General features: G+C 36.9%; 18 protein-coding genes. 4 read left to right on the plus strand and 14 right to left on the minus strand.

Annotation, left to right across the window (positions count from 1 at the left end; translation table 11 throughout):
* Positions 1–658: 658 nt before the first annotated feature.
* The 5 genes from AC0KTX_RS12065 to AC0KTX_RS12085 form a co-directional block, all read right to left on the minus strand.
* A complete protein-coding gene (locus AC0KTX_RS12065) occupies positions 659–2,536 on the minus strand; it encodes an AlwI family type II restriction endonuclease (protein WP_474252418.1) in 1,878 nt (625 codons plus the stop codon).
* 15 nt (positions 2,537–2,551) lie between these two features.
* Positions 2,552–3,499: a hypothetical protein gene (locus AC0KTX_RS12070; protein WP_474252419.1), complete on the minus strand. Its 948-nt coding sequence runs from the start codon at positions 3,497–3,499 to the stop codon at positions 2,552–2,554.
* A 200-nt stretch (positions 3,500–3,699) separates the two neighbouring features.
* Positions 3,700–4,638 (minus strand): Dam family site-specific DNA-(adenine-N6)-methyltransferase, encoded by a 939-nt coding sequence (locus AC0KTX_RS12075; protein ID WP_474252420.1) that lies wholly within the window; start codon positions 4,636–4,638, stop codon positions 3,700–3,702.
* 10 nt (positions 4,639–4,648) lie between these two features.
* The gene (locus tag AC0KTX_RS12080) at positions 4,649–5,866 is read right to left on the minus strand and encodes a DNA adenine methylase (protein WP_474252421.1); all 1,218 of its coding nucleotides are present in this window, start codon (positions 5,864–5,866) and stop codon (positions 4,649–4,651) included.
* Between the two features lie 480 nt (positions 5,867–6,346).
* Complete coding sequence (locus tag AC0KTX_RS12085) at positions 6,347–6,775, minus strand: CBS domain-containing protein (protein WP_474252422.1); 429 nt, start codon at positions 6,773–6,775, stop codon at positions 6,347–6,349.
* Positions 6,776–6,939: 164 nt separating this feature from the next.
* Here AC0KTX_RS12085 and AC0KTX_RS12090 point away from each other — a divergent pair, with 164 nt between their 5' ends.
* Positions 6,940–7,362 (plus strand): disulfide formation protein C, encoded by a 423-nt coding sequence (locus AC0KTX_RS12090; RefSeq protein ID WP_474252423.1) that lies wholly within the window; start codon positions 6,940–6,942, stop codon positions 7,360–7,362.
* 8 nt (positions 7,363–7,370) lie between these two features.
* Positions 7,371–7,838, plus strand: coding sequence for a thioredoxin family protein (locus tag AC0KTX_RS12095; RefSeq protein ID WP_474252424.1), 468 nt, complete (start codon positions 7,371–7,373; stop codon positions 7,836–7,838).
* A gap of 33 nt (positions 7,839–7,871) precedes the next feature.
* Here AC0KTX_RS12095 and AC0KTX_RS12100 read toward each other — a convergent pair whose 3' ends face one another.
* From AC0KTX_RS12100 to AC0KTX_RS12115, 4 genes are all read right to left on the minus strand, one after another.
* Positions 7,872–8,270: a DUF5365 family protein gene (locus AC0KTX_RS12100; RefSeq protein WP_474252425.1), complete on the minus strand. Its 399-nt coding sequence runs from the start codon at positions 8,268–8,270 to the stop codon at positions 7,872–7,874.
* Between the two features lie 92 nt (positions 8,271–8,362).
* Positions 8,363–8,968: a class D sortase gene (locus AC0KTX_RS12105; RefSeq protein WP_474252426.1), complete on the minus strand. Its 606-nt coding sequence runs from the start codon at positions 8,966–8,968 to the stop codon at positions 8,363–8,365.
* Complete coding sequence (locus AC0KTX_RS12110) at positions 8,968–9,795, minus strand: aldo/keto reductase (RefSeq protein ID WP_474252427.1); 828 nt, start codon at positions 9,793–9,795, stop codon at positions 8,968–8,970. Before AC0KTX_RS12110 ends, AC0KTX_RS12105 begins: the two co-directional genes overlap by 1 nt.
* 189 nt (positions 9,796–9,984) lie before the next feature.
* Positions 9,985–10,560 (minus strand): NAD(P)H-dependent oxidoreductase, encoded by a 576-nt coding sequence (locus AC0KTX_RS12115; protein ID WP_474252428.1) that lies wholly within the window; start codon positions 10,558–10,560, stop codon positions 9,985–9,987.
* A gap of 192 nt (positions 10,561–10,752) precedes the next feature.
* Between AC0KTX_RS12115 and AC0KTX_RS12120 the strand changes: the two genes are divergently transcribed.
* Complete coding sequence (locus tag AC0KTX_RS12120; RefSeq protein ID WP_474252429.1) at positions 10,753–10,992, plus strand: hypothetical protein; 240 nt, start codon at positions 10,753–10,755, stop codon at positions 10,990–10,992.
* Between the two features lie 97 nt (positions 10,993–11,089).
* Positions 11,090–11,704 carry a DedA family protein gene (locus AC0KTX_RS12125; protein WP_474252430.1) on the plus strand — a complete coding sequence of 205 codons (615 nt, stop codon included), beginning with the start codon at positions 11,090–11,092 and terminating at the stop codon, positions 11,702–11,704.
* A gap of 79 nt (positions 11,705–11,783) precedes the next feature.
* Here the strand turns inward: AC0KTX_RS12125 and AC0KTX_RS12130 are convergent, their stop codons facing one another.
* The 5 genes from AC0KTX_RS12130 to AC0KTX_RS12150 all read right to left on the minus strand — a co-directional run bounded on the left by AC0KTX_RS12130 (position 11,784) and on the right by AC0KTX_RS12150 (position 16,842).
* The gene (locus tag AC0KTX_RS12130; protein WP_474252431.1) at positions 11,784–12,782 is read right to left on the minus strand and encodes an inorganic phosphate transporter; all 999 of its coding nucleotides are present in this window, start codon (positions 12,780–12,782) and stop codon (positions 11,784–11,786) included.
* Positions 12,783–12,797: 15 nt separating this feature from the next.
* Entirely contained in the window at positions 12,798–13,415 is a 618-nt protein-coding gene (locus AC0KTX_RS12135; protein ID WP_474252432.1) for a DUF47 domain-containing protein, read from the minus strand.
* A 218-nt stretch (positions 13,416–13,633) separates the two neighbouring features.
* A complete protein-coding gene (locus AC0KTX_RS12140) occupies positions 13,634–14,782 on the minus strand; it encodes a thiolase family protein (RefSeq protein WP_474252433.1) in 1,149 nt (382 codons plus the stop codon).
* The gene (locus tag AC0KTX_RS12145; RefSeq protein ID WP_474252434.1) at positions 14,779–16,269 is read right to left on the minus strand and encodes an AMP-binding protein; all 1,491 of its coding nucleotides are present in this window, start codon (positions 16,267–16,269) and stop codon (positions 14,779–14,781) included. Before AC0KTX_RS12145 ends, AC0KTX_RS12140 begins: the two co-directional genes overlap by 4 nt.
* Before the next feature lie 12 nt (positions 16,270–16,281).
* Positions 16,282–16,842, minus strand: coding sequence for a biotin transporter BioY (locus AC0KTX_RS12150; protein ID WP_474252435.1), 561 nt, complete (start codon positions 16,840–16,842; stop codon positions 16,282–16,284).
* Between the last annotated feature and the right edge of the window lie 234 nt (positions 16,843–17,076).

Consider the following 17,076-nt stretch of genomic DNA (forward strand, 5'->3'; position numbering starts at 1 on the left):
TTGACACCCCCGAATCATACCAAGAGGGCTTTTTTTATTCAAGTCCCCGAAAAAACTTCTAACAGGAATGCTCCTTTTTGATTACTTAAGTTTTAAGAAGCTGGCCGCATACATAATGATCAGATCACCATCATTGGAACAATGTTTCACCAACGTTTTCACTAAAAAGACGTTTATTTTTTGAATTCCAACTGCCTTGCTTAAAAAAGACATGACACCCTTTTGTTAAAAAATAACTAGAAATCGTTGACGACTCTATCCTATTATCCACATTATACAAAAAAGATTCCTTTTATGTTTTATGAATGAATCTTGGAAAGAATGCACGGGGTATTCATGCTTTTGAGAAACAAGCATTTGGGAGGATCCACATCAAACTGCAATCCCAAAAATTTATCGTATATTGCCATTTATTTCAGTAAAATACCCATTTTTTGTTAATAAATCTTCCGTACCCTATGTGAACAAATAAACAGCACAAGCCAGCCGTTTCAAATGAGGGAATGTTTAGCCATGTTGTATGATGACTTAATGAAAAAGACCCTCAGAACTAACACTCGAGGTCTTCTGCCAATAAATTTTTGATGCCGGGTGCTGATAGAAATGCCAATATTTCCTTATGTAAAATAAATATAAAATGCAAAAAAAGTTTGTAATGCTATGCGCCTAGTAATGTAGTATACCAATTTTCAATTACAGTATCTATGTTATTGAACCAAACTGTTGAGTCGTTTCCAGCAGCTTCATTGCTTTTATAAATATCTGACAATAATTTTTTGAATTCCTGATGATTGATTCTCTTTCCTCGTTCATTCAGTTCCTTTATCTTTTTTAATACCGTTACGTACTGATTAATTGTCAAAGGTACAATCTTCTGGATTTGACCTTCATATCCTAGTTTGACACTCATCCAAAATGTGTTTAAAGTATCACGATGGATATTCGGAGCAATAAATAAACAGAAATTATCCATTGCTTGATTTCCTGTTTTATCTTCAAAATCTCTTAGATGCCTCATCACAGGTTGTCCCTCATTAAACCATTGGTCTCTCCCTCTTAAGAGAGTTACCTCACATATCATATTAAAAGTTGAATAATAACACTCTATATCAGGTGAATTTCCCGGTGCAGTAAAGATTGGCATATTATCATCACCCACAGAATAGTTAGGATATATTTCTCTCGCATCATCTATTGCCATTAAAGTTTGAGTAACGTAATACTCTAAATTTAAAGGATCTTGCCCACTAATACTTCTTCTTCTATTTGCAAGTTCTAATAATTTTTCAATATAGAAATCAAGATTTGCTAAACTTCTTTCTTTAAGTATTGTCAAGTCATTATTAAGGGTTTTAATAACATCCCTGAGATTCGAAATTTCAGCATTATATTCTTCAATTGTCCTTAAATCTTTCTTTAATAGGTTAAACTGATGTAACGCCTGCCCACCATATTGATTATTTATATCGATTTGCATTGAATTTGCTTTTTCAAGTAAATTCTCATACACGGACTTTAAGTCTTTAATATTTTCCCATGGCAATGCAGGTTGATTGATATCTGACATATAATTCAAGTAATCATCGGCCTTTTGAAACCCCATAGCACTTCCATCGAAATTATCAAGTAATCTTTGAATTTCCACTATTCTAGTAGGAGCCAAATCGATATATCTGCCATTCCCTCTATAGTATAATAATTTCGTCTGTCTAAAATATCGAACTGCCGAATCTCCATAATCACGCAAATTGTTGACTTTAGTTTCTATTTTCTTTTTGTCGAATGGATTTAAATCAAAGCACTCTACAGCCGTTTCGATAAATCTTTTTTCAACATATCCTTGCTGTTCGTTCTTGTCTAACATTCTTTTTTCATTACGAAACTTTATTATTTGGTCTACACATTTATCTATGTCTCTATAATCAATTAAAGTTGTCAAAAATAATGAAAACTCTTCTTTAGAAACTCCAACCGGTTTGTTACCTAGTTTCTCCCATTTTTTATTAACCTTATTTATAACATGCAATACCGCTATAAAGGGATTAATATTAAAATGCCCATAACCTTTTTCTATAGGATTTGGGTACTGCCATTTTAAAAAATATCTAAAAAACACAGTTGATAAATCTATTTTACCGGCTAGCAATTTTTTGCCTAGTTCAGTAATTTTCACTGTGCCCATAGATTCTTTAGCAATTGCGAGCCCCATTTTCGTTATGTTACTTACTGCTGTTCTTCCCCGCATAGCATATGCTTGGCTTTGGTCATTATTAAAACTTTTATTCTCATATTTCACTTGGCTAAGGATTTCATCAACTTCTTCTTCTGTAAACTCCTCTGGATCTTCAAATTTGCTCTTATAGTATTCAGATATACTATTTGGTTTATATTGTTTTGTTTTTATTAATTCTTTGAAAAATAAGCCTTGAACTCTCTCGTCAAATACTTCACCTTCGAATCTTGATAATACCTTTAAAAAGCCAGCAATACGTTCAGGATTTCTTAAAGTAGTACTTATACTCCATGTACCCGGCAATTCAAAAACCTCCAATCAAATTAAAAACTCAGAACCATATCGTTTTTTGTTATCATTAAAATTCCTGAAAAACTGTTTATCATAATGAACACATTTGAAGTCAGCCAAATAATTGTTGCTAGAAGAACTATAATGATTCATATCACGGAGCCAGCCTATAAAAACATTTTTACTCATGCAATATTTTTTTTCTTCCAAGATGCCCTTATTTGCATCTAAATCTAACACTTCAATGATTGAAACTCGTTCGTTGTCGTCATCACTATAGTTTATTAAAAACAATCTTCCGTTTAAAAATTGCTTGATATTCCACAACGAAATAAACTTCTGCTTATTATCATTCCGCCTACCAGTCCAACAATAGCGCATTGGATGCGCTTGTATGTTACTAATATAAGAATTTTCTCTTTTTAAAAATTCATATATTATATATTCATTGGTAGATTGTATATATTGCAATAAATCCAAATCAAAACCTTTTGTAGTATCACCATCTAAAAGTTTTTTTGTTAGTTCGAGACCATTATCATCTTGATAATCTTCTTTATCATACAACAACCTTAACAGCCCATTAACATAATAATCAATGTTTTCGCTTTTAGTAGCCCCTAATCCTTTTGACCGGCTGTCTCCATCGATATTATTTAAACCTCTAAACCACTTCTGAATATCTTTAAATTCCCATACATCGCCAAACGTTTGATTTAAATGAGGATTAATTTCTATCTTTATAAAACAATTGACTCCCCGTTGATAAAAAATAAAAATTTTAACTGTATTTAACTGATTGTTTAAGAGAAAGGTTAATTTTTTACGTTCAATATCGTTTATCATGCTGTAGAGGGTTTCCCAAAAATTACTCGTCATAATTAATAATTTTATATTCGGTATCTCCATAAACTCATAAAAATAATATTGCTGTTGAGAGTATGAAAATTGAACTCTATCAATTGTAAATAACACTGCAAAATCCTCCTCTACAGAATCCAATCATTATCCACAATAATGATAAACTAAATCACCATTTTTATGAATAATTTTAAAAAATCAAAAAAAAGAGGACTATTTCAAATGTTGAAATAGCCCTAAAGTTATTATGCTCATTAATTCATCAAACACAAATATATACTGTGAACAGAAAAGCCTTTTGAGTTACAATCCTACTAGTAGTTTGTAATTAATACTTCCAATGTTTTCGATTTTTTATGTTTAAATTGATAGTTAGAATGATTGTAATTATAGTCTAGATAATGCACACGATAATGTTTATGTTTATTGATCCATTCCTTCAGGATAGTATTCTCCTTCCCTTTATGTTCAATAACATTGGATAAAGCAAACTTAACGCCTTTCCTATCTAATGAATCAAGCAATTCCAATAAATCTTTCTCGTCATTTATCGTCCAACCGTTTTGTTCATTGTAAGTAGCAGTGGAAATTAAATACGGCGGGTCCGCATATAAAAAATCTCCTTCCGTCAAATGAATATCCATGTCTCTGAAATCTTTGCATTGAAAGATGAAATCTTTTTTTTGGATCACTTGAATAAATTGATAAAGATTATTTTGGATATTTTCATTAAAATCTCTTTTACCGACCGGAATATTATAATCACCTTTTTTATTAAATCGTATTTGATTATTAAATCCATATACTGTTAACACGTAAAAAATCAAATCAAAATATGAATGATTTTCATTTTGTTTTTTGTTGTTATTATAAAAATCCCTTAACGCCTTATACTTTTCCTTATTGTAATGAGATAAGCCCGTGCTGGATTCACATCTATAATATTCGTAGCCATATTGAAATGTATTCGATAATCCAAACGTTTCAATAATTTCTTTAATCGTTCTAAATATTTCTTCTATACTGTACTTTTGAAGTGTGTTAAAAAAACGAATTACTTCTTCTTGTTTATCAATACAATAAATTTTGCCCTTTGCTTCCACATTAATGGCTACATTTGCTCCACCACAAAACAAGTCAACAAATGTATGAATATTCGTTGGGAACAATTGAATGATTTGTTGAAGAAGTTTATGTTTCCCTCCAGTATAATTAAAACATGACTTAAGATACTTTTTTTCAACTTTCAACACCCTTGACCACCTAACTCAATTCACATAGATAAAGAATTTCCTTATGATTATCAATTTTCGATTTTCCCGTTGTATATGGAGTAAAATCTGTCTCAAAGATACTGACATGCCCTTTAGAACTTAAAATCTCAATGATCTCTTCCGATGAAATTTTTGCATTTGATCTTCCGACACCTTTTTGAGCCATATTATTATATGAAACTAGAATGTACTTGCTGTCAATATGAGAGATTAAATCAGCAAATGCCTGTGGAGCCTTCATTGTACAATAATCGCTTTTAATATGTGACCGATTCACCATTTTTTTTGCAACACCCACAACTTCCGGCTTTTTCCATTCCGCGATATTCTCTAATAAATGATAAGCGTCACTATATTGGCGTGAATTATAAGGTGTATCGATATAAACTAAATCAGCAGCTATATTCCTTACCAATTCATTGGCATCTTGATTGTAAATTCGATTGCCCTTGTTCATTTCGTCTTTCAATTCAGGAACCAGCAATTTTATTTCTTTAGTGGCATCCAACTTTCTTCTAAATGCGTCGTAATGTCCCGTTGTATTAGCCACTTTATCCATTGCATAAAGCAGCGAAGTAATGAGTACCGCTTTTTCCCGGAAAGAAAGACTGTCTCCTATTTTTTCTATTTCTTCTCGTATAAAACCAATCTTGCGGGCATTTTCAACAGTGAAGTATGTACCGCCAAAATGTTCAGAAACATAATTATCTTCACGCGGGTTTGTTTGATTGAAATGGGCAATTAAATATTCGATTTTTTCATAATCAACCTTTTCATCACTGAACCATGTTAAATATGACAAATAATTAGAGAATAGAATATCATTCACAATGACGGTTTTGCCTTTTTTATTAAAAAAATCTGCAACGACTCCTGTACCTCCAAAAATATCTGCAACCACTTTTATATCCTTGCAATTTTCACTAACGACTTTCCCTATGAAAGGCAATAATTTATATTTGCTCCCCAAATATCTCCGATTATGTATATGAAGTTTTACATCTGGATTGAACGGCGTTTGATTTTTTTGTTGATTCATTTCTATGATGTTTTCCAATTCTAGTAAATGCTGCTGTGTCCACATTCTCCAACCTCTCCAATCTTTCTTAGGTGCATTTAATTTCCCTTCTCTTATCCAGTTATATAAAGTTTGCCGTGATAGACTAAATTTATTTAAAATGTCCTTGGTACGTATATTTACATTCATTTTCCACACCCCTACTGCGCATCAAGGCATCCAAACAATTTTATTATTTCGATTATATCATGGCGAATTATGATTTAAAATAGAGAAAAGCCAGATGAAAAATCCAGTTGAAAAAAGAGGTATTTTTTCTCTACAAACTGAGCACTTGAAACCTAATCCGCCTTCTTTTTTTACAATTGTTTGACAAACCCGCAAGTATGATGGTGAAATATCCGTTCGAAGGCTCTTGTTCTGTCTAGAATATCCAAACATTCTTCGATCTATGAAAATAGAGACATTACTTGAGGCTTTGCAAGCAGCAGGCAAACAGTCGAAAGTACGCACTACAGAAAATGGAACTCCTTATAACAACCCGGTTGTTTCTTCCTTCAAAAGTATTTTCTCTTTCTTGCACTAAAAAACCCCCTTTTCTTAGACAAAAGACATTGCATTAGCCGCCTAAGATAAGGGGATTCATTCTAGTAAGAGCGCAAAATTAAATTAAAATGAGTCGAGATCTTTCTCCGAAATATCCGTCAATGCTTCACCTGCTGATTCATTGGACATGGAATTCGTTGCCAAGTCGCCTAATGCCACCATGCCGACCACTTGGTTGTTTTCCACAACAGGCAATCGCCGAATTTGATTTTGCGCCATTAATTCGGCTGCTTCCTGAACGCTCATTTCCGGACGGCCGGAAACAAGGTTTGTCGACATGACTTGACCAACCGTCGTGTCTTCATTCTTGCCTTGAGCAGTAGTACGAAGCGTAATGTCGCGGTCTGTGACCATACCCTTTAATTGGCCATTGTCTATTACAGGCAATGCTCCAATATTGTGCTGTCTCATTAGCTGAGCAGCCTCTTGAACAGTTTGATTGGATGAAACTGAGATCACATTTGATGACATAATATCGCGAATTTTTTCCATGTTTTCACTCCTTTCGCTGATAGTTTGGACAATTGTCCAAAATTTTATGAATGCCAAACACTGTTTTATTTTGAACAATTTATTAAGACTTCCGACAAATCATTTTTAAATGAAAGAGAATGTATTATAATGCATGTAGAAAGAAAGAAGAGAGTGTCTGTATCATGAATCAAAATAAACGAAAAGAAAATTTATTGTTGTTTGCTTGGATTGCTTCATTTATTTCAACTTTAGGAAGCCTTTATTTTTCAGAAATTTTGCAGTTTGAACCATGCAAATTGTGCTGGTTCCAGCGCATTTTTATGTACCCTCAGGTGATCTTGCTTGGCTTGGCATTCATTAAGAAGGATTATCATATTTCTTTCTATTCGATCGTTTTATCCGTTCTCGGCGGAATGATATCTATTTATCACTATTCGCTGCAAAAAATTCCTTATTTTACGGAACATGCTCCCGCCTGCGGAAGAGTCCCTTGTACAGGCGAATACATTAATTGGTTTGGTTTTATCACGATCCCCTTTTTAGCCTTAATTGGATTTACAATCATTTTCATTTCAAATTTACTTATTATACGTACTAAAGGATAGGTGTTCATATGAAAAAGATACTTATTTTTGGCGGAATCATTCTTTTGCTTTTCGCAGCCCTAGCCATTGTCACAAATATGCAGCAAAAACAAAAAGTTGAGGGAAATCCGTATAACAAATCCGAACTTCACCCTGAAACCGTCAAGCTTTTGGACGATCCGAATTATCAAAACATCATCCTCCCTGAAGAATTGGAGAAAAAGCTGAAAAATAAAGAAAATGTCATTGTTTATTTTTTTAGTTCCACATGTCCACATTGTAAAAGAACGACCCCGATATTAATGCCGTTAGCCAAAGAAATGAAGGTCGACATTGTCCAATATAATCTTCTTGAATTTGAAGAGGGCTGGGATCAATATCATATCGAGGCGACACCGACGCTTGTCCATTTCGTGAGCGGTAAAGAAGCGGACCGAGTTGTAGGCTATCAAAACGAAGATGTTTTTCGGGGCATCTTGTCAAAGTGGAAAAAATAAAAACATTAGGCCGCTTTATTTCCAAAAGCGGCCTTATATCATCCATTTGTTTGCTGGCTTTGTATACCTGCTCAGTTTCTCTTTTCTGTCTCCACCTGTCGGAAACTGGTCAAAGGAAAAAGGAAAACAGATACCGAAATTTCCAAGAATTTTACAATTACGTTCAAACAATTCCTGAAAATGTTTTTGTTCTTTTCCTGCTGCTTTAAGTTCGAGCAAAACAATCAATGTTTGCAGGCTGGAAATAATTTTTAACGCTTCCTCCATTGTTCCGTTGTAAAAAAGATCGGACTTCTTCAAAATCGTGCGTTCGGCAATCGAATGAATGGTTTCATCTGAAAAAAATTTCGGGAACGTTACAGTAAACATTGTTTCAATAAGATTTTGTATATGTTCTTCCTGTTCTTCCGTTGAAGCTGAAACAATTTTCACGGAACCATCACCTTTCAAACATTTGTTATCCTAAAGATAACATACCGAAAGAATGGATGTTACAGGTAAGTATTTCTATACGCAAACAAATATTATCCCTTCGCCCTTTCAGCATATATAATATACCGTTCAGGAGCATCCCCGACATATGTAAAAGGATAACATGTTGTCAATATCAATTCTTCATAGTCGTTCTGGAGCGTAATAATGCTTGTATCATCAGCATCCACGATTTTTGTATCGATAATCGTATACTTAAATTCGCCGTAGGGAACACGAAGAATGAGCGAATCTCCAATTTCAAGTTCCCCTATTTGGCGAAACACAGTATCTCTGTGCCCTGACAACACAATTTGGCCATTTTCATTTGGAAAATAGCTGCCTTTGTAGTGCCCGACACCTTTTTCCAAATCATCCGGCGATGTTCCTTCTACAATCGGGAGCTCGCCATTTAGTTTAGGAATTTCCAATATTCCAATGACATCGCCAAATACAGGGGCAAAACGTCCAGCGCTTTGCTTAAGATCTTCCGCTTCAGCTTTTCCTTCCTCAATCAGTTTTTTGGCTTCTTGTAAAGATTGAGACGTTTGAAAATTTGTATCGGCAATGTTCCATAAACCATAAAGGACCAGTACAAATCCGGCTGCAATCAACATTTTTGAAAAACAATTGTTCAACGGAATGAACCACACTTTCATTAAAAATCAAAATTGTCCGGATCTGATCCGATCCGCTTATTTTCATTCAACGCATCGATCCGATCCATTTCTTCCTTTGTCAATTCAAAATCAAAAATCGAGGCATTTTCAATGATTCGCTGTTCATTTACTGACTTTGGAATCGTCACCACTTCATGTTGCAGATCCCACCGCAAAATGACTTGAGCCGGTGTTTTGTTATATTTTTTCCCTATTTCTTTTAATACATCATTGTCAAACAGTTGTCCCCGCATAAGAGGAGACCAAGCTTCAAACTGGATACCTTGCTCTTTGCAATATTGGCGAAGTTCCTTTTGCGTCAATCGGGGATGAAATTCTACCTGATTGACCATTGGTTTTATTTTCGCTTCTTGCAATAAATCTTGCAAATGATGAATGTGAAAATTGCTGACGCCGATCGCGCGGACTTTCCCTTCCTTATATACCTTCTCAAGGGCTTTCCACGTTTCTTTATATTTTCCTTTCACTGGCCAATGGATTAGATACAAATCCAAATAATCAAGTCCAAGCCGTTTCAAGCTTGCTTCAAAAGCTTTTATTGTTGAGTCATATCCTTGATCACTATTCCACACTTTCGATGTAATAAAAAGCTCTTCACGCGGTATCCCCGCTTCTTTTATGCCGATTCCCACCCCTTCTTCATTTTGATAATAAGCTGCCGTATCTATGCTTCTATATCCCGCTTTCAGCGCAGCCTTTACCGCTTGAATCGCCTCGCTGTTTTCCACCTTATAGACGCCTAACCCAAACCAAGGCATTTGAACACCGTTATGTAATGTTGCAGCATCTTGCAAACCTTTCACCATTTCCCCACAACTCCCTTTCAAAATATCCAATACCATTATGCTGTATTTATCGAAAAATGTGAATATTGTTCAGTATTGGACATAGTTTCTTTTGCTGAGCTGTCTTTTCAAAGGGAGGAAAGATTATATCATTTCCATGATGTCGATTCTTGTCCTTGCCATTGCGACCATTTTTCGAGCGAGGAAAGATTATATCATTTCCATGATGTCTTCCACTTCTTTCAGCATACCTCGCTTTGTTTGTTCATCAACATATGGCACAGAATAAAAAAACTTATGGGTTATTGTTTCAATGCCGCAAAAATTTAAAAATCCGACATCCATGACTGTTACCATTGATGCCACCAATTGATACGGTTTTAAATAATGTTCCGGCTGGGATGTTGTTTGAAATATAATCGATTTTTTGTTTTCCAATAAGCCTTTTGCTTCTTCATCCGTGAAAATAAATGCAAAGCCGTTTGTAAATGTTTTTTCAATATACCCTTTTAAAATGGCGGGTATTCCGTTCCACCGAGTTGGAAAAATGAAAATCAGCTGCTCTGCCCATGCCACTAGTCTTTGTTCTTCTTGAATGGAGTTTGGAATCATTGGATTTTTTATTGTAAAGTAATCTTCTTTCAACACGGGATTGAAGTTCATGTCATATAAATCCCTTATTTTGACCTCATGCTGTTTTTCCTGAAGTTTTTGAACAACTGTCTGAAGGATGGCGTAATTAAAACTGTTGTGATTCGGATGTGCATAAATAATAAGAACGTTCATCAAAAAACCTCCGTTTCTAATATGTAGTATGAATGTCGCGAAAGTTCTTCATACACGAAAGAGCCTTGAATTTCCATTCTATTTTCATAAAATTGAAAAGGAAAAAATAATATGAAAATGGGTTGAATCTTTACTAAAAACTGATAAAATATCCGTATGTTCACACATCAACGAAAAGGTTGGGGGAAACGCTTGGATACAAAAAAGTCTTGCCGTTTTATTATTCATGCAACGGGAAAAAATGGGGAGACATATTTAACAAGCTGCCGAAACAAATGGGAAGTGAAACAGTGGATTGAGGCGAATCAGGCGAAATTGAATAAAAAAGAATTAAAAGTGGTTGATAAACATAAAAAGAAAATCATTGCTAAAAACATTTTCATTTTGACCGCCGTTCTTTTCGCTGTTTTCCAAATTTATCTGTTGCTCTAAAACTTCCAGTCAAGACTGGAAGTTTTTATTAATTGGCCATTTTTTTAACCAATTATTTAGTATAATATAGAAGTAGTTTTATATAGGAGGAAAATAGATGGAAAACTGGATAACCCATTTTATGGAACAATATGGATATTGGGGAATTTTTTTGATTATTGCTCTTGAAAATATTTTCCCGCCAATCCCTTCCGAAATTGTCCTTCCTTTTGGAGGTTTTATGACAACCTATTCAGATTTAACCATCCCCGGAGTGATTTTTGCTGCAACTTGCGGCTCTGTGGTTGGCGCTGTGATTTTATACTGCATCGGATTGCTGATTGATGTGGAGCGATTGGAAAAAATCATTGACCGTTGGGGGCACATTCTAAAAATTACAAAAGAAGATATCCATAAAGCTGATCATTGGTTTGACCGCTACGGCATCTGGACGGTATTGTTTTGCCGGATCATTCCCCTTGTCCGCAGTTTAATTTCCATACCTGCCGGGATGTCCAACATGAATTTCATGCTTTTTTTCATTTTTACAACGATCGGCTCCCTAATCTGGAACATTTTCCTTATTACGGTCGGCGCAGGGCTGGGAGAAGCTTGGCCGGTCATCACTGAATATATTGATGTTTATTCCAAAATCATTTACGTTGTGATTGCTGTTCTGGCCATCGCCGCCATTGCTTGGTATATTCGCAGAATTCGCCAGACGAAATCATGAGTTTCACAAAAAAAATGAGCAGGGAAACCCCGCTCATTTTTTCTCTATATTCAATTGTATAAAAACGATTGGAAAAAATTTAAAACAGCAAATTAATTACATAATACACCATTCCAGCGAGCAGCGCCGAAATAGGCAAAGTGATAAACCATGTGATGACAATGCGCTTAGCTGTGTTCCATTGAACTCCTTTTAATCTATGAGCTGCTCCCACTCCCAATATGGAAGAAGAAATGACATGTGTTGTGCTGACAGGCAAATGGATAAAAGTTGCGCCGAAGATAATGGACGCCCCTGTTAAATCTGCGGCAACGCCATTAACAGGACGAATTTTCATAATTTTCCCGCCGACGGTTTTAATAATTTTCCAACCTCCAATTGACGTTCCGAGCCCCATGGCAAGCGCGCACGACAACTGCACCCAAAACGGTATTTCCGTTGTTGTATGGTATTGGTTGGCAATCAACGCCATCGTGATAATACCCATCGCTTTTTGAGCATCGTTCGTACCGTGGGTGAAAGCTTGCAGCGCCGCAGTGGCTACTTGTATAATCCGAAATTGCTTATTCGTTCTATATAAATTTCGATTTCTGAAAATGATCTTAATGATGGAATAAACGATATAGCCCACAACAAAAGCGAGTATTGGCGAAACAATTAAAGATTCAATAATTTTAATAAAACCTGCATAATTTAATGAATGAAAACCCGCTGCTGCAATGGCAGCTCCTGCTATCGAACCGATAATGGCATGTGATGAGCTGCTTGGAATGCCGTAATACCATGTGATCAGATTCCAAGCGATCGCTGCCACCAGTGCGGCAAGTATGACAACGGATCCGTTTTCAAGAGCAAACGGATCAACAATATCCTTTGTAATCGTCTTGGCAACTCCGGTAAACGTCATGGCGCCCAAAAAATTCATGGCTGCTGCCAAAACAATGGCTTGCCTTGGTCTTAAAGCTTTGGTGGAAACAGAGGTGGCGATTGAATTGGCTGTATCATGAAACCCGTTGATAAAATCAAAACATAATGCCCCGACGACAATCAATAAAGTCAGGATAAAAATAGCATCCATTGGCTTGTCCACCTCTTATGCATTTTTCATAATGATCGTTTCAAGTGTATTTGCCACTGATTGGCAATTATCTGCAATTTCCTCAAGGGTTTCATAAATTTCCTTATATTGAATGATTTTGATCGGATCTTTTTCTAATGCAAATAATTCTTTTATGGCCGTTCTAAGCAGCTCGTCGCAATTTGTTTCAATAGCTTTGATCTGAATGGCGTGCTTTCGGATTTTAATCAGTTGATTTTCAGACAACAATTCAATGGCGCGATTTATTTCCGTCACACATTTACGCAACATTTTCACAAAATCATCCATATGTGGGGTCGGTGACGTGATATTATACATTTCAAGCAGCGCAGATGACTCTTCAAAACCGTCCAGAACATCATCCATGCTCATTGTCAGCGCTAAAATATCTTCTCTTTCAATCGGAGTAATAAAAGCGCGGTTCAATTCTTTAATCATTTCGTGCACAAAATGATCTCCCGCCGTTTCATACTCTTTCACACGGGCGGAAAAGTCCTTCATTGTTTCCTCGTTGATTTGAAAATCATCAAAAAACTTTCCTGCTTCCAGTAAATTGTTCGATATTTGGAGCAGCAATTCTGAGAAACGATCCTTCTTTTTCCGAAATATCATGTCCTTTTCCTCCAAAAAACTGATTAGTAAATAAACCAAAATAATTATAATGAAAAAAGCAGCAAACGTATAGCAAAAAATTTCTTTTTTATTATTCCAAGCAGGTACCGGAACATGCCGAAAAAACAAAATCTTGACCTTTATAGAACAAGGTCAAGATTGAATAAATTTTTTTACATTCATTTGCTTGCGATAAAGGACTTGTGATCTTGCTTTCGCTATTGTTGCCATTCTTCATATAATGCCGCGATGCCCAATCCCCCGCCGATTCCCAACGTTGCGATTGCCCGTTTGCCTTTTATTCTTTTCATTTCTGTGCAAAGCCTTGCTACCAAGATTGCACCTGAAGCGCCATATGGATGGCCGATGGCAAGCGCCCCGCCGCCTACATTCAGCTTTTCTTGCGGAATATTTAATTCTTTTGCCGAAGCTAGCACTTGCGAAGCAAAAGCCTCGTTAAACTCCACTAAATCGATATCAGCCATCTTCAGTCTATTCCGTGCCAGCAATTTTTGAACGGCCGGAACCGGACCGATTCCTAAAAGTTTCGGATCAACGCCAGCACTTGTGCAATCAACGAATTTCAACGCCGGTTTCAGTTTCAGTTCCTTGCATTTACGCTCAGACATAACAAGGACTGCGCATGCACCATCATTTAAAGGACAGGAATTCCCGACGGTTACCGTTCCATTTTCTTTAAAGACCGGCTTCATCGCGGCAAGCCTTTCCAAACTCAATTTCTCTTTGGGGCATTCATCCTTAATAAAGCCGTTTACTTCCACTATTTCGTTTTGAAATCTTCCTTCTTTCATAGCAGCAACCGCTTTTTGGTGGCTTTTCCACGCAAACCAATCTTGTTCTTCTCTTGAAATGTTGAACGCTTCCGCAACATTTTCCGCCGCCTCCCCCATTTCCGGATCACCGGAAGTATCAGGAGAAAATTTTGCTCTTGTGAAAATTTTCGGCCCTCTCATGTCATACAGTGATACCGGCTTTTCTATTTTCCATGGGGCGAGGCTCGTACTTTCGACGCCGCCTGCAATGTAAATGTCTCCGGCTCCAGATTGCACAAGCCTGCAAGCGAGATTTACCGCCTCCAATCCTGATCCGCATTGGCGATCAACGGTTACCCCGGGAACTTGTTCGGGAAGTCCAGCCGTAAGAAGCGAGAGCCTCGCAATATTGCCTCCTGGACCGACAGCATTTCCGAAAATGACTTCATCAATTTCGGCAGGATCAATTCCGCTTTCTTCAATAATGGCCTTGATGACAGCAGCGGCCAGTTTTTCTGGAGGAACGGTTTTAAACATTCCTCCCATTTTTCCAACAGGTGTTCTTTTCGCCATGACGATAACAGGGACGGTCATTTTCCCACCTCTTTAATCAATTGCTCCAATTTGTTCCTCGCAATTTTTCCGCTTGTTGTATAGGGGAACTGTTCAACCTCATAAAACTTGCGAGGGATTTTGTGTAGAGGAAGTTCAGTTTTTAAGTATCTTTTCAACGACCGGAAGCTTTCGGCTTTCGCACCCTTTTTCCACTTAATAAATGCAACTGGCTTTTGCCCCCAGTAATCGTCCTTTGCTCCTATGACAACGGCTTCTTCTACCTCTTTCCTTTTTTTCAACACTATTTCGATTTCTTCAGGATAAATATTGAAACCGCCACTGATGATCATATTTTTTTTCCGTCCGACGATCGTTAAAAAACCGTTTTCGTCCAAATAGCCCAAGTCGCCAATGGAAACACCATCATCCTGGAAAACGGAATTTGTTTCATTTTGGCTGTTTACATAACCTGAAAATAAAAATTCACTGCTTACAACAACTTCGCCAATTTCGTTTGGCAAAGCTTCGCTTCCGTCTTCTTTTTTTATCGTTACATTGACTCCCGGAAATGGAATGCCGACACTCCCGGGCGCCTGCTTGAAAATTTGTTCATCGGAATAGCTGACAAAACTTAATTCGGAAGCTCCATAAAATTCAAAAACTTGCCCGTTCGGCAAAATGTCTTTTATTTTCTGTCTGGTGGCACTGGAAAGTTTTGCACCTGACGTAATCATTTTTACAGGCTGCTTAATGGAATCCTCTTTTCCAACAGGCAATTTCAGCATTGCTTCCAACATTGTCGGAACCCCGTAAAAAACGGTAGCCTTGCGCTCCTTTAAGATATTATAAGTTTCTTTCGGCGAAAATACCGGGAGCATATAAAAAGTGGCACCAATATGTAAAGCGTGAACCGCCGCAAACAGCGACAATGAATGGCATAGCGGGCCGGGGGCAACAATCACATCCTCTTCGCCATACCCGAAAACTTCTTCGCAAGCATAAAAGCTTTTCAGCCATGAACGGTGATTTCTCATATATCCTTTTTGTCTTCCGGTTGATCCTGAAGTAAAGCCTAGATAAAATATTTCTTCATCAAAACTTTCCCATTTGACTTGGATGTCATTTTCAACCGGCCTTTCGAGCCGCTTCCATTCATCAATCATCACAACACGTTCGGGAAAATATTGGCTCCGTTTTAAAAATGATTTACTTGCAATGCATAGATCTGGAGCACAATCCTCCATGACTTGCTTAACCTCTTTTTTTGTCCATTTCGGATCAAAAGGAACAGCGATCCACCCGAGGGTAATAACAGCAAAAAACACCTCCAAAAATTCCGGATCGTTTCCAATCCAAATACCGACCGTTTGCTTTTTTTTGTTCGAAGCAGTTTTCATGTGCATTTGAAGGTTTCGAATATGATGATAAAATTGTTTATAGGTTATCTGTTCACCATCCGGCAAAAGAATCGCTGGTTTTTCCCCGTTCAGGCGCGCAAATTGCTCTATGTCTTTTCCTATTCCCATTTTACCTCCCCTTTAAGCTGCCCGCTTATTTTCTCTTTTTATCAACGGATATGCTTTATTCATTTGTATTGCCAACCATGCTGATACAGCCGCTTTTGTCAAATCCCCTGGAACATAGGCCAAAGCAGAAATGGCAGCACTCGACCATTTTAATTGAGACAGGAAAGATAAATATGTGATGCCGCACAAATAAACGAATAGGATGCCGCCGATGATATTGTAGGCAAATATTTTCCAAAAATTAAGGTTTGGCAAGTTTTTTTCAACAAAATAGCCGATGATGAACGATGCAATCGGCCATGATAAAATATAACCTCCGCTCGGCCCGAATAGGACAGCTAATCCTCCTCTTCCACCAGAAAGGATAGGTGCTCCTGCTGCAATCAACAAAATGAATAAGAACAAACTGGCAAATCCTCTTTTTGCCCCGAGAATGGCGCCTGCTAGCATAACCCCAAGCGTTTGGGCGGTGATGGGGACTGGCGTAAAAGGCAAAGAAATCGGCGGGATAAGCCCGAGAACTCCAACAATAGCTGCAAATAAAGCGATGAATACCATATCACGTAATTTCATATAAATGCTCCTTTCTTCATGCTATATATCACATCATAGTGCACATCTCTATTTTTGTAAACTGATATTTTTCATTAGTTTACATTTTTAGTTTTTGGTGTGAAATCATGACAAGCATAGCAGATCGAGGTAAAATGTTTTATAATGTGTTTTGAGGTGAGCTTCGTGCCAGAGCTGGAATTGACATTGGAAACCATTTTGATTGCTCTTTCTCTGCAAACTTGCTTTTTGATT

The organism is Aeribacillus sp. JST-2, from assembly GCF_056032925.1.

What these genes read in the sequence shown, in the direction of transcription:
- AC0KTX_RS12080 (WP_474252421.1), bottom strand. Translation starts at nt 5,866, where the DNA reads ATGAATGTAAATATACGTACCAAGGACATTTTAAATAAATTTAGTCTA.
- AC0KTX_RS12085 (WP_474252422.1), bottom strand. Translation starts at nt 6,775, where the DNA reads ATGGAAAAAATTCGCGATATTATGTCATCAAATGTGATCTCAGTTTCA.
- AC0KTX_RS12090 (WP_474252423.1), top strand. Translation starts at nt 6,940, where the DNA reads ATGAATCAAAATAAACGAAAAGAAAATTTATTGTTGTTTGCTTGGATT.
- AC0KTX_RS12095 (WP_474252424.1), top strand. Translation starts at nt 7,371, where the DNA reads ATGAAAAAGATACTTATTTTTGGCGGAATCATTCTTTTGCTTTTCGCA.
- AC0KTX_RS12105 (WP_474252426.1), bottom strand. Translation starts at nt 8,968, where the DNA reads ATGAAAGTGTGGTTCATTCCGTTGAACAATTGTTTTTCAAAAATGTTG.
- AC0KTX_RS12110 (WP_474252427.1), bottom strand. Translation starts at nt 9,795, where the DNA reads ATGGTGAAAGGTTTGCAAGATGCTGCAACATTACATAACGGTGTTCAA.
- AC0KTX_RS12115 (WP_474252428.1), bottom strand. Translation starts at nt 10,560, where the DNA reads ATGAACGTTCTTATTATTTATGCACATCCGAATCACAACAGTTTTAAT.
- AC0KTX_RS12125 (WP_474252430.1), top strand. Translation starts at nt 11,090, where the DNA reads ATGGAAAACTGGATAACCCATTTTATGGAACAATATGGATATTGGGGA.
- AC0KTX_RS12130 (WP_474252431.1), bottom strand. Translation starts at nt 12,782, where the DNA reads ATGGATGCTATTTTTATCCTGACTTTATTGATTGTCGTCGGGGCATTA.
- AC0KTX_RS12135 (WP_474252432.1), bottom strand. Translation starts at nt 13,415, where the DNA reads ATGATATTTCGGAAAAAGAAGGATCGTTTCTCAGAATTGCTGCTCCAA.
- AC0KTX_RS12140 (WP_474252433.1), bottom strand. Translation starts at nt 14,782, where the DNA reads ATGACCGTCCCTGTTATCGTCATGGCGAAAAGAACACCTGTTGGAAAA.
- AC0KTX_RS12145 (WP_474252434.1), bottom strand. Translation starts at nt 16,269, where the DNA reads ATGGGAATAGGAAAAGACATAGAGCAATTTGCGCGCCTGAACGGGGAA.
- AC0KTX_RS12150 (WP_474252435.1), bottom strand. Translation starts at nt 16,842, where the DNA reads ATGAAATTACGTGATATGGTATTCATCGCTTTATTTGCAGCTATTGTT.